This is a genomic window from Methylocucumis oryzae, from assembly GCF_000963695.1.
Classification (GTDB): Bacteria; Pseudomonadota; Gammaproteobacteria; order Methylococcales; family Methylomonadaceae; genus Methylovulum; species Methylovulum oryzae.
Genome location: NZ_LAJX01000020.1, coordinates 23,278 through 35,058 on the forward strand (window position 1 = coordinate 23,278; position 11,781 = coordinate 35,058).

Below are 11,781 nucleotides of genomic sequence, written 5' to 3' on the forward strand. Positions count from 1 at the left end.
GAAGTTAACATGTTTGCCCGTCCACCGTTTAGCCAAGCTAAAGCCCACCAAGCCATTAACCCAGCCGCCGTACACAGCAACTTTCGCTTAATCTCTTGCCAACGTAACGCTAGCGCCGTTATATCTAAGGATTTTTCCGATCTTGCCCGCATTTACGAACAAGGTGTTAATTTATGTCTTATTGAGCGCTGCTTATCCAACACAGAACAAACATTTGTTGCTGACGTGTTAAGCCAACATTACACGATTGAACTCAGTATACTACTCAACCCTAAACGCTACGATTTTAATAGCCTATGGCCACAAGCTGCGCACTTATCAGGCTATTCAGCATGGTTAGGTGATGTAGCACACCTCACGACGGCATTTTGTGAATTATTTGACCGACAACAAGTGGGGTTACGCCTTCGCACCTTAGACAAAGCCATGTGTCCCCGCTTTCATGTTGATCGCGTGCCGGTACGCATGGTTTGCAGCTATGGTGGCTTAGGCACAGAATGGTTACCCGAACACGCTGTCGATAGAACCAGACTGGGTATGGGCAATGGCGGTTTACCCGACTATTCATCCGGTCTCATAACCGCATCGACAGAGATGCAGACAATGCCAGCTTATGCTGTCGCATTAATGAAAGGTGAGTTATGGGAAGGCAATGAAAATCAAGGACTGGTACATCGTTCACCTAGCCCTACCGAACAGCAACCGCGTCGCCTGTTATTGACATTGGATATGCTATAACCGCATTATCAAAATCATGCACCGTTACTAAACCACCGTATCACGTTTATGAGCGCTAACAAAATCCCCGTCATCGTGTTAACAGGCTTTTTAGGTAGCGGTAAAACGACTTTGCTAAATCGCTTATTAGCCGATGACATTAAAACAGCGTTGATTATTAACGAATTTGGCAGCACACCTATCGATCAAGACTTAATCGATAACCAAGCGCTACCGATGACGGTGTTGGCGGGCGGCTGTTTATGTTGTCAGATTAAACATGCGTTAGCGCCTTGCCTCAAGAATCTTTGGATGGCCTGGCATAATGCAGCAACGAAACCGTTTCACCGCATCATTATTGAAACCAGCGGCGTGGCTAGTCCAGAACCTGTTTTAGACACATTATTACGCGATACCTGGATAAGCCAGCGTTATCAACTCACCCATGTGCTTACAACGCTAGCGATTCCCTATGCACTAGAGCAACTACAACACTACCCTGAAGCCCAAGCACAAGTCAGTTGGGCTGATACGCTGATATTAACCCATAGCGATATAGCCAACGCAAATCAGATTAAGGCATTAACCGAGCAACTAATCCTTCTAGCCCCAACTACACCGACAATTTATGCTGACTTAACCGGGATTAACGGCAACGGTTTAACAACGCCTGCCACATTACGGCGACTACCGAATGATGTAACACCAGAGCACCACTTCTACAGCGTATCGCTTCATCTTGAGCATCGCGTCGATTTAAACTCAATATGCGCTTTGCTAAGTCACCTATTTAGCCAATATCCCAATGAATTAATTAGAATTAAAGGCGTTCTTCATAGTACAACCTACGACCATCCTGTTAGCCTACATGCTGCCAACGGTTATTTATATCCGCTCACCCATTTGCCTAATCGCCCTAACCTCGACCAACGCAGCCGACTTATCCTAATAACAACGACTAACCCAGAAACTATTGCCAACGAGCTTATCCTAGCCCTTAAACCCGCGCGTAATGCGGTGCGTTTGCATTAATTAACGCGTCAGTATATCTATTTTTACTCAGCGAATTGAGCCAGCATTAGTGATTTTAAAGCACTAAACACTAAACCAGGTTTACAATACCTAAGCTCTTACAAATCTCAATGCTGCGTCATGCTAGAAAACCTTAGCCCACAACAATCAATATTAACAGTCAGCCAACTTAACCGCACTAGCAATCGGCTACTCTCTAATCACTTTTTTAACGGTGTTAGTCATAGGGGAAATCTCTAATCTTAGCCAACCATCATCAGGACATTATTATTTCTCACTTAAAGACGAATTCGCCCAAGTCCGCTGTGCATTGTTTAAAAATCAATTACGCAAAGATTCGCTACGACCTGAAAACGGCAAGCAAGTCATTGCCAAAGCGCAAGTGGGCTTATATGAACCACGCGGTGATTTTCAATTAATCGTAGAAAGCGTAGAAGATGCTGGTTTAGGGGTATTACAAAAAGCGTTTGAACAGCTTAAACAAAAACTTAGCGCGGAGGGCTTATTCGCTGCTGAGCATAAACAAGCACTACCCACCCTACCCCAAACTATAGGCGTGATTACGTCGCCGTCAGGTGCGGCGATACGCGATATTGTCACGGTATTAAAACGGCGTTATCCGCTAGCCAATATCATTATTTATCCGGTAGCCGTACAAGGCGAGCAAGCCAAATATGACATTAGCAATGCATTAAACCGCGCCAATGCCAACCCGCTGTGCGATGTGTTAATCCTAGGTCGTGGTGGCGGTTCGTTAGAAGATTTATGGGCATTTAATGAAGAATTAGTCGCCCGCGCAATATTCGCCAGCCGGATTCCTATTATTTCTGCGGTAGGTCATGAAACGGATTTTACTATTGCCGATTTTGTCGCCGATATACGCGCGCCAACGCCTAGCGCTGCGGCTGAATATGTGAGCCCTGACCAACAACAATGGCTGCTGCATTATCAACGCTTAGAAGCTAGACTTTATCAACTGCTTAAACAGCGTTTATATCGCTATCACGAACATATACATCACTTACATAAAAGGCTCGCACCTCAACATCCTGGGCAAAAACTAGCACGTAACATGCAACGTATAGACGAGTTAGAGTTAAGGCTTAACCATGTCATGCACTCGCGTTTGCAAACTCGCCGTGCCAAACTCGCTACCCAACAAGCCAAACTTAATCAACACGCCCCTAGTGTGATTATTCAACAACAAATACAGCATTTTGCATTACTGCAAATAAAGCTTGCTAATACCGTGATGCAACGCTTACAAGACTACGACAAGCGCTTAACCCAAGCCGCTGCAACGTTACATGCGGTCAGTCCACTCGCCACGCTCAGCCGGGGATATTCATTAACATCGCTAGCCGATACTGGCGAACTGCTACACTCGACTGAGCAGCTTAGAATTGGGCAATTATTAGAAACACGGCTAAGCCAAGGGCGTTGTATTAGCGAGGTGAAATCTGCTTGCTAATTGCAAGAAAGCAGTCGGGTTACGCCTTCCGCTATCGCTACAGGCTAACCCGACCTACCATACTTGAAAATCCGACAGGCTAATTAATCGCCCACTTTTAAGGTACCACCAGCGCCTAAGCCGCCTTCAACTTCCTGTGCTTTATAATTTTTTAACGATTGCACCATACCGTTATAGGCATCGAAGAACGCTGCGGCTATCGATTGACCTTCAGGTGTGCGGGTGAAACTACCCATGCCAGCGCCCATAGCGCCAGCGCCACCTACGCCTAACAAACCACCCCAACCACCAAAGGAGCTGCCTAAGTTCGTCGTGGTCGAGCTACCTTCAGAAATACCAATTTGCACGGTAGTGCGAATATCTGTCAACGTTAACGCTACTATTGTTGTTTTAGTTTCAGATGCTTTCGATACCGCACCCGCTAACGCTCCGACTAAAGGACCACCCGCTGCCGTGCCAATCGCGCCTAATAGACCACCGCCAGCGCTCATGCTATCACCTGCCGTGGTTTCATTACCAACAACTACTTGCGGGTCTAGTAAATAATCGGCCGCAACACGTTGACCTTTATGCTGTTTAGAATTGGCGCGGTATTCGCCTGACTCTCTTTGTTCCCTAGTAATACGATCTAACAAATCCGATGTTCTTCTGTTGCCAATACCGGTAATCACAAAGCAATTTGATTGTTGTACTGCTAAGCGCAGTAATGGGTCAACCGTGGTTACACCTTGCGTGCCTTGATAGCGCCCATCATCAACCGCTAACGTGCCTAATGGTTTAGCACAACGAATCAAAGATTTATTGGCGTCTACGCTAGCCGAACCACCGGCAGAACCCGATACTAAGTTATTACCCGCCCCCATTTGCACCGTCGATTGTTGCGGCGCGCACGCACTTAACAGTGCAGCAGCTAATAGTGCTGATGAAAAGCTAATTATTGTTTTTGTCATATTATTCCCCCGAAAGTGAAACTCTTTTAAAATTAAAGTGGCAGACAATCAAAACCAGGCGATAATACAATAAAACCATCAAAAACACCGAGGGCTAATGTATGAAATTAACACGAATAATGGTTTATAAGTTCGTCGTATCAGTCGCACTGCTGGCAATTATAGCCTGTGCAGAAAAAAAAATAGAACCTCAATCTGATACGATTAGAATTTGCGATGAAAATGGTTGTGCCGATAGACCGAAAGATTACAGCTCGTTTAACCCAGAAAGTACTGTTCCACCAGCAGAAAAAGCCAAAATAAAAGCCTTAGAAGACATGGCAGCCAACAATCCTGCCGCTGCTTACGATTTAGGCTTGCGTTATTTCAGAGGCGATGGCGTGAGGCAAGATAGTTATAAAGCCATTAAGTGGATGCGTGACTCGGCAGAGCACGGCTACTTAGAAGCCCAAAAAGCCTTAGGACGGTTATATTTAACCGGTTTAGCCGAAATGGGTGCAGACCCAGGCGAAGCCGAGCGTTGGCTGTCAATTACCGCTAGCCGTGGCGATAAAGAAGGCGCAAGACTATTACAAGAAGCCACCGCAGCACGCCAAGCCAATCAAGAAGATTATGATTACTATAAAAAATGGCGCACCGTAGTACAAGAATATTGGTATAACCAAAACTTATATCGTTGGCGCTGGGATAATGGGCGCTGGATTACGATTTACTACTAAATATAAAAAAGCCTTCTGCATCAATATGCAGAAGGCTTGCAGGCAAAACCGGAAACTACGCTGTGAAATTAGCTTCAGCAAATTCCCAGTTCACTAAAGCCCAAAAGGCTTCCAAATACGCAGGTCTTGCATTACGGAAATCAATGTAATAAGCATGTTCCCAAACATCGCAGGTCAAAATAGGTTTTTGACCCGCCGTTAATGGGCAACCGGCATTGCTAGTGCTGACTAATGCTAACGAACCATCAGCATTTTGCACTAACCACGCCCAACCAGAACCAAATGTTGTTACCGCGCATTTAGTAAAGTCTTCTTTAAATTTCTCAAACGAGCCAAAAGTTGCATTAATAGCATCCGCTAATGCGCCACTGGGCTGACCACCGGCATTTGGCGCTAAGCAGTTCCAATAAAACGTATGATTCCATACTTGAGCGGCATTATTGAAAATCCCGCCAGATGATTTCATAATGATTTCTTCTAACGACATGCCCTCAAATTCTGTGCCAGGGACTAAATTATTTAAATTAGTCACATACGTTTGGTGGTGCTTACCGTAATGGTATTCTAACGTTTCTTCTGAAATATGTGGAACTAATCTATTTTTAGCATAAGGTAAAGCTGGAAGTTCAAAAGCCATTATTACTCCTCAAGAAATTGATAATTTGATTAATAAACCCTATAGTGTAAATACCTAGTGATTTAATAGAGTATAACTTTAGCACCGCTGAACAATTAAATAAAGCCAGGCTTCGCGCTATTCTGTTAACAAACTGTCTTCAAAACGCATGAAATTTAACTAACACTTTCCTATGGCCTTAGAAATAGAACACAAATTTTTACTCGCAAACGACAGTTGGCGTCAACACGTCAGTCATTCAGTACGCTACCGGCAAGGTTATTTAAGCTCAGCCGTCACTAGCTCTATTCGTGTCAGAGTCAGCGCCGAGCACGCCTGGTTAAATATCAAAAGCGCAACCATAGGTACTTGCAGGCATGAATATGAATACCCGATACCGTTAACCGATGCCAACGAAATGCTAGATAATTTATGCTTAAAACCTCTTATTGAAAAAACAAGGCATTTTGTCAATATCGATGGTTTTCAATGGGAAATCGATGAGTTTGAAGGCGTCAATCAAGGCTTATGCGTCGCTGAAATTGAATTACCAGAAATAGGCGTAGCGTTTACCAAGCCAGCGTGGTTAGGCCAGGAAGTCACCGATGATGTACGCTATTACAACAACGCGCTAGCCCAGAACCCTTATTGCAACTGGCAACACACATAATAAACTTAGCAATGGCTTAGGAGGTATACGATGAGAATTTTAGCCGTATTGTTATTAATATTCTCAATACATAGTCACGCTGATACGCTTGATAACACATTCAATCAAATCGAAACCGAATGGGCTGACATTCACTACCGTTTGCCATCGGAACAAAAAGCAACGGCGTATCAGCGCTTACTCACCAAAACTGAAATATTGGCTAAACAATATCCTAATACCGCTGGGCTATTGTTTTGGCAAGCCGTTGTCAAAGCCAGCTTAGCCGACCACCAAGACCCGGTATCGGCTTTACAAGCCATCTTTCACGTCAAAGAGTTGCTCAATCAAGCCATTGCGCTTGACCCTAGCGCCTTTAATGGCTCAGCTTATGTGGTGTTAGGCGTTTTATATCATGAAGCCCCCCCAGTCCTATCGCGTTTGGCGATGACGATGCCGCCGAAAGCTATCTGAAAAAAGCACTATCGATAAATCCTGAAGGTTTAGAAACCAATTATTATTATGGCAACTTTTTAGCCGACCAAGATCAAGCCGAACAAGCGTTGTCCTATCTAAAAAAAGCGATTAACGCACCGATTAGGCCCGAACAAGTTTTCTCGGATACACAAATGCAAAACGAAGCCAAATTGGCGCTAAAAAAACTAGCGCCATAAGGCCTTAAGATAAATGCGCATAGGCCGGTAAGGTTTGTAAACGCTGGTCTTCTAACGGTATACCGACAGTAAAATGATATAAACTCTGAAAGCGATTATCGGTTAAGCCCAAGATTTGATGTACGGCATCGTCAAAATAACAGCCTATGCCGGTACCGCGCCATTCTTCGGCTTCGGCTTCTAAATATAACACTTGCCCTATCATGCCGCATTCCCAATACAGCCGCCGGTACGCCCAAGCCTGCTCGGCGACCACATCAGCAAACTCAGCCACCATCGCCAAACTAAATGCACTATCGCTAGCAATCGCTTGATGACAACTTAGCTTTTTAGCCAACATGCGAAAATCACCTGCAATCAACTGATAAAACGGCAACTCAGCATGACAACATTGCCAGCTAAAATCGGTCAACATCGCCGCTTTTAACTCAGTCAGATGTTGTGGCTGCCGAACTAATGCATATAGCCCAGCGTCAACCCCTTCGACGTTATGAACAAACAACAACAAGTTCACACGCGGCGACCAAGGCCAACTATCAAACGGCACAGCTGCTGAAGGCAGCACCGCGCTCAATATACGAAAAAAGCTATCCTGGCGCATAGGACTGACTTGCTTATTAAAATGCTGAGCACTACGTCGGGTACGGATAATTTCCGCCGCCGATTTCTGGCAACTGGATGGCAACATGGCCATAGGCATAAAGGTATGCGTTGATTCTGGAGCCGACCATTTTTTTGCCGCATGAGCAACTTCATCGATAACCGGCCATTTATAAAAATGATAAGCGCGCAAACTGTACGCCTTGCCTTGCCAATGACCCGTATGCGCTAATGACACTAGCGCATGGTAATCTAACGGCTTAGCGTCAGGCTGAGTTCGCACACGACACAACACATCCGGTGCTTCATGCTCTAATGCAACAAAATCTTGGCTACGATTTAAGCCTAATATTATCGCCAATTCATCATCACCTACTTCAGTACACAGCTCTATTGACCAACCCAGCGTCGCGGCAGCATAACGTAAACACGCTAAGGCATGACCTAAATCATGCTGGCAATAGCGAAATGCACGCTCACCATACTTCCACGCCTCACGCCAATGAATCGACGATAAGCCAATAAAAAAGTTCTGCATTAGCCAACGACTCAGTAAACTCACAACGCCGCTCTAACTGATGGTCATGGCTAACATAATGATAAACACCCGGTTTCATTAACTCCGTATGGGTACTAATCAAATACGCTTCGGTAGGATGCAAATTACCGCTAGAGGGATTGCACCGCAAGGCCCAACGGCTAGGACCAAACTGCTTCCAAGCCGACAAACCCAATGATAATTCCAACAGCAGCCCCAAAGACGCATGGCTCACCGGTTGGGCAGGAATTAAATCAGGCGTAGTCAGTTCCGCATACAATGGCGAAACCTCAGCACCAGGCAGTGGCAACGACACTAAATCACAATCAGCAAAGCGCCGAAACGGGTCGGGTTGGTCATCCCAATCTATCGTTTCAGGGCCTTTAGCGTAACGCTCTAAATGATGTTTAGTACGGTTGTGATAGTTAATAACAGCTTCAGATTGTGTATTCATCGTCTCAAGGTTAACAATAGTCAGAGATGATGAGGTTATAGGCGATTAACCATAAAAAAACCATACTTTTTTAAAGTTTTCCTATGTCTGCTCAGCTATTATCACATTAACATCATGATAATTAAGGACTCTGTGTTTAATGCTAAAAGCTTGGCATCCGAGCTTAATTGACATAAAGTGGCGACTTTACCAACACTCGCTATAACCGGAGCTTGCTATGAACCAACCCGCACAGCGCCTCGCCTGTTATCAAGACTTATTTGACTTGCCTGAGCACATTATTGGTGAAATCATTCACGGTCAGTTAATTACTCAGCCTAGACCTGCGTCTAAACATGCTAGAACGTCCTCTATTTTAAGCGGTGAACTTACTACCGCTTATGACTTAGGCCGTAACGGCCCTGGAGGTTGGTGGATTTTATTTGAACCCGAACTACATTTAGCCAAGCATGTTTTAGTACCCGACTTAGCAGGCTGGCGCCGTGAGCGTATGCCGAAATTTCCCGATTCAGCCTATTTTGACAGTGCGCCCGATTGGATTTGTGAAATATTATCTCCGGGGACGGCGCGTATCGATCGTGCGGTTAAAATGCCTATTTACGCCGAGCAAGCCGTATCCTGGCTGTGGTTAATCGACCCTAGTTTACATACCTTAGAAGTCTACCAACGACAAAACCAACACTGGCTACTAGAGCATACTTGGCAAAACGACGATGTTATAAACGCGCCGCCATTTGCTGACATAAGCCTACAATTAGCAGACCTCTGGCTACCTGTTTAAGGCTACCCACTTAAAGCGGGACAGATTTAACTATAGTCAATAGTGTTAAATGGTGTTAAATCGTCATTCCGGCATGGATTGCCGGAATCCAGTGCCATGGATGGTAAAGTTTCAAGCACATCCTTGTGTTCTCGGCAACCCATTAATGCCAAGGATGTCATGTATTAGAGCAACGCAGGAGCAGTTGCCGAGCCGAGATGACGCTGCTCTTCGTCTTAAGTTGGTAACCCTAGTTAATAAATCAACCTCATCACTAATAGGACAAACAATGCAACGCAGCCATTCTGTCGCAAAACGCTATGACTCACCCGAAGGACAATTAGGCTCTGTAATATTTAACGGACACATGCACCTAGGTTACTGGGACACTGAGCCCGCTGACACAACGTATGCCCAAGCAGCAGCAAAATTTACCGACATCATGGTTGGCAAAACGCGTATTCAACCTGGGCAACGCTTCTGCGATTTAGGCTGCGGCTGCGGTGAACCTGCTATTGCACTCGCCAAAACCAAACACTGTTTTGTAGAAGGCGTTACCTTAAGCGAATTTCAACAACAAGATGCATTAAAACGTGCAAAATCAGCCGGTGTAGCCGACAAAACCCGTTTTATCGTCGGTGACGTTTTAGCCACGCCCTTCCCTGCCGAAAGCTTCGATGGCGGCTGGTTTTTCGAATCGATTTTTCACATGGGGCATCAACCTGCGTTATTAGCCGCACAACGCATGTTAAAAAGCGACGCTTATTTAATCATCGCCGACCTTACCTTATTGCCAACCGTCACCGAGGACTTTTTAGTTTACGCAAAAGACAATATACATGCCGACTTCATTGCCGCACACGACTATCCCAAGTTATTAAACGCCTGCGGTTTTGAACTCATTGAACTCGACAATATTTCCGAATATGTCATGCCGCATTTGGTTCCCACGATAAAAAGCACTATTGCAGATCATGAACAACTTATCTTAAACACAGTCGGTGCAGACATTATCAATGAAACGATTAAGTCATACCAACTGATGAGCGAGCATTTAGACTATGTGTTAGTAACGGCTAGAAAAAAGTAAGAGTAGGTAAAGTCAGTAGATACAACCGATTTATTAGGCTAGTTAAAAATTAACCTATCGTTTCGGCTCCCGATGACACAGCGATTGTGACGGCTATTATCGGTGTGGCAAAAAACTTAGGACACTAAACAATTGCCGAAGGCGTTGCGCTTATGACTTGAATCAGCAACTACCCACTATTTTTCACGCAACCACCAAACGCCTTTATCGTCGAGTAAATCCTGCTTTAACCAATTGTGCAACGTTTGGTAATCTAGCGCATAAATAATAGGACAGACCGTAATAGGCGTTTGTTTTCGCTCAACAGCGCTTAACCAAAACTTCCCAGGCTGCTACTGTTTGTGGGTTAAAAACGCGGGTCATCATGTTTACCCATGGCGTACAGCATAGTCGGTTGATTTCGACCTTTAACGCAAATTAAACCTAACCGCCGAACAGCAATACCTACCGTAACGGCAATATCGGCAAGCGTTTGCGGAATAATAATTTCGGTATTGAATAACCGAGTTAACGCTTCCATTCTCGACACCAAATTAATCGGGTCGCCTAAAATGCCAAATTTACGCACGCCTTTATTCGGTCCTAAATCTCCCATAGCCGCCATACCCGCATTAACCGCAATCCCGGCATCAATTGTTTGGGCAATTTGCTGTAATACCTCTGCGTTAAATTGTTTAGTGTAACGTTCTGATACCGTTGCAAAAAACTGCTGTTGCAATGCCGATAACTCTAACGCGGCCATTAAAGCATTTTTATAAGTGTGTTGCGCACTGTGTTCACTAACCGGCCAGTAATAACACACCATATCGCCCACATAGCTCTCTAACCAACCGTTATATTTGCTATCCAAAATTAACGATGTTTCATTTAAATAATCATTCATTAAATTAAACAAGCTTTCTGGGTCACGCAAAATTCCAGTAATATTCGTGTAACCCTCTAAATCACTCATTAATACAACGACTTGTTGGCAAGTGTTCGGTGACATCTGATTAGGTTTCATCGCAATCAACAAATGATAAATTTGCTGTGGCATATATCGAGTTAACAACTGGCCTTGCCGTAAGCCAATGACAAAACGCATCGTAACCACTTCAAGCGTAGCGGACAAAAACACCGCAAATCCTGCTGTTACCGGCCAAAGTTGCACAATAGGATTCAGCCAGCAAAGCCCTACTAATACCAGGAACAGACCTAGCCCAAACACCCATAGCTTAGCAGGCCTTAGCCAAGCGGCAGTAGCAACCGTGGCAAGCGCAATAATGAAAAATAGTAAGTGATTAACCCAAGACATAGGCCGACGTGGATAATCTTGATTTAATAAGGTTTCCACGGCATCAGCTAAGAACTGCGCCCCCGGCGTCAGTTGTTTAGGGCTAAAAAATGCATTCGTCATCGCGGTAATGACGGTATCGGTAACATCGACGGGGGTTGTGACTTGAAAAATGACGGCTTTATCTTTAGCCAAGCTGGCCATGCGCATCGCATCGGATTCTGAGCAAGACGCTAGC

General features: G+C 44.9%; 13 protein-coding genes and 1 pseudogene. 9 read left to right on the forward strand and 5 right to left on the reverse strand.

Annotated features, from left to right (window positions below):
- The first annotated feature begins 9 nt into the window (after positions 1-9).
- The 3 genes and pseudogenes from VZ94_RS02760 (at position 10) to xseA (ending at position 3,220) form a co-directional block, all read left to right on the forward strand.
- Positions 10-738: a DUF1826 domain-containing protein gene (locus tag VZ94_RS02760; RefSeq protein ID WP_082081340.1), complete on the forward strand. Its 729-nt coding sequence runs from the start codon at positions 10-12 to the stop codon at positions 736-738.
- 48 nt (positions 739-786) lie between these two features.
- Positions 787-1,749 carry a CobW family GTP-binding protein gene (locus VZ94_RS02765; RefSeq protein ID WP_045778072.1) on the forward strand — a complete coding sequence of 321 codons (963 nt, stop codon included), beginning with the start codon at positions 787-789 and terminating at the stop codon, positions 1,747-1,749.
- Positions 1,750-1,869: 120 nt separating this feature from the next.
- Positions 1,870-3,220: pseudogene (gene xseA, locus VZ94_RS02770) on the forward strand (exodeoxyribonuclease VII large subunit).
- Between the two features lie 83 nt (positions 3,221-3,303).
- Here xseA and VZ94_RS02775 read toward each other — a convergent pair.
- Positions 3,304-4,170 (reverse strand): hypothetical protein, encoded by an 867-nt coding sequence (locus VZ94_RS02775; RefSeq protein WP_052700159.1) that lies wholly within the window; start codon positions 4,168-4,170, stop codon positions 3,304-3,306.
- A 101-nt stretch (positions 4,171-4,271) separates the two neighbouring features.
- On the opposite strand from VZ94_RS02775, the gene VZ94_RS02780 reads away from it, so the two are divergent.
- Positions 4,272-4,889, forward strand: coding sequence for a tetratricopeptide repeat protein (locus VZ94_RS02780; RefSeq protein WP_045778073.1), 618 nt, complete (start codon positions 4,272-4,274; stop codon positions 4,887-4,889).
- A 55-nt stretch (positions 4,890-4,944) separates the two neighbouring features.
- On the opposite strand, the gene sodB is transcribed toward VZ94_RS02780, so the two are convergent.
- Positions 4,945-5,526 (reverse strand): superoxide dismutase [Fe], encoded by a 582-nt coding sequence (gene sodB, locus VZ94_RS02785; RefSeq protein ID WP_045778074.1) that lies wholly within the window; start codon positions 5,524-5,526, stop codon positions 4,945-4,947.
- 172 nt (positions 5,527-5,698) lie between these two features.
- Here sodB and VZ94_RS02790 point away from each other — a divergent pair, with 172 nt between their 5' ends.
- The 3 genes from VZ94_RS02790 to VZ94_RS32630 are packed head-to-tail and all read left to right on the forward strand — an operon-like array spanning position 5,699 to position 6,828.
- Positions 5,699-6,175, forward strand: coding sequence for a CYTH domain-containing protein (locus VZ94_RS02790; RefSeq protein WP_045778075.1), 477 nt, complete (start codon positions 5,699-5,701; stop codon positions 6,173-6,175).
- A 30-nt stretch (positions 6,176-6,205) separates the two neighbouring features.
- Complete coding sequence (locus VZ94_RS02795) at positions 6,206-6,628, forward strand: TRAP transporter TatT component family protein (protein ID WP_052700160.1); 423 nt, start codon at positions 6,206-6,208, stop codon at positions 6,626-6,628.
- A complete protein-coding gene (locus tag VZ94_RS32630) occupies positions 6,589-6,828 on the forward strand; it encodes a tetratricopeptide repeat protein (protein WP_109867642.1) in 240 nt (79 codons plus the stop codon). The genes VZ94_RS02795 and VZ94_RS32630 overlap by 40 nt, the downstream gene beginning before the upstream one ends.
- 4 nt (positions 6,829-6,832) lie before the next feature.
- Here VZ94_RS32630 and VZ94_RS02800 read toward each other — a convergent pair whose 3' ends face one another.
- Both VZ94_RS02800 and VZ94_RS31500 read right to left on the reverse strand, forming a co-directional pair.
- Entirely contained in the window at positions 6,833-7,990 is a 1,158-nt protein-coding gene (locus VZ94_RS02800; RefSeq protein WP_338040204.1) for a SagB/ThcOx family dehydrogenase, read from the reverse strand.
- Complete coding sequence (locus VZ94_RS31500; RefSeq protein WP_338040205.1) at positions 7,923-8,420, reverse strand: nitroreductase family protein; 498 nt, start codon at positions 8,418-8,420, stop codon at positions 7,923-7,925. Before VZ94_RS31500 ends, VZ94_RS02800 begins: the two co-directional genes overlap by 68 nt.
- A 217-nt stretch (positions 8,421-8,637) precedes the next feature.
- Here VZ94_RS31500 and VZ94_RS02805 point away from each other — a divergent pair, with 217 nt between their 5' ends.
- Together VZ94_RS02805 and VZ94_RS02810 are read left to right on the forward strand one after the other, a co-directional pair.
- Positions 8,638-9,201, forward strand: coding sequence for a Uma2 family endonuclease (locus VZ94_RS02805; protein ID WP_045778076.1), 564 nt, complete (start codon positions 8,638-8,640; stop codon positions 9,199-9,201).
- Between the two features lie 268 nt (positions 9,202-9,469).
- The gene (locus VZ94_RS02810; protein WP_045778077.1) at positions 9,470-10,270 is read left to right on the forward strand and encodes an SAM-dependent methyltransferase; all 801 of its coding nucleotides are present in this window, start codon (positions 9,470-9,472) and stop codon (positions 10,268-10,270) included.
- Between the two features lie 346 nt (positions 10,271-10,616).
- Here the strand turns inward: VZ94_RS02810 and VZ94_RS02815 are convergent.
- The coding region (locus VZ94_RS02815; RefSeq protein WP_131655456.1) for an adenylate/guanylate cyclase domain-containing protein at positions 10,617-11,781 on the reverse strand (1,165 nt) is incomplete at its 5' end.

Excerpts from the sequence above, each read along its gene's own strand:
- VZ94_RS02765 (WP_045778072.1), top strand. The coding sequence starts at position 787 with ATGAGCGCTAACAAAATCCCCGTCATCGTGTTAACAGGCTTTTTAGGT.
- VZ94_RS02805 (WP_045778076.1), top strand. The coding sequence starts at position 8,638 with ATGAACCAACCCGCACAGCGCCTCGCCTGTTATCAAGACTTATTTGAC.
- VZ94_RS02795 (WP_052700160.1), top strand. The coding sequence starts at position 6,206 with ATGAGAATTTTAGCCGTATTGTTATTAATATTCTCAATACATAGTCAC.
- VZ94_RS31500 (WP_338040205.1), bottom strand. The coding sequence starts at position 8,420 with ATGAATACACAATCTGAAGCTGTTATTAACTATCACAACCGTACTAAA.
- VZ94_RS02790 (WP_045778075.1), top strand. The coding sequence starts at position 5,699 with ATGGCCTTAGAAATAGAACACAAATTTTTACTCGCAAACGACAGTTGG.
- VZ94_RS02760 (WP_082081340.1), top strand. The coding sequence starts at position 10 with ATGTTTGCCCGTCCACCGTTTAGCCAAGCTAAAGCCCACCAAGCCATT.
- VZ94_RS02780 (WP_045778073.1), top strand. The coding sequence starts at position 4,272 with ATGAAATTAACACGAATAATGGTTTATAAGTTCGTCGTATCAGTCGCA.
- VZ94_RS02810 (WP_045778077.1), top strand. The coding sequence starts at position 9,470 with ATGCAACGCAGCCATTCTGTCGCAAAACGCTATGACTCACCCGAAGGA.
- sodB (WP_045778074.1), bottom strand. The coding sequence starts at position 5,526 with ATGGCTTTTGAACTTCCAGCTTTACCTTATGCTAAAAATAGATTAGTT.
- VZ94_RS02775 (WP_052700159.1), bottom strand. The coding sequence starts at position 4,170 with ATGACAAAAACAATAATTAGCTTTTCATCAGCACTATTAGCTGCTGCA.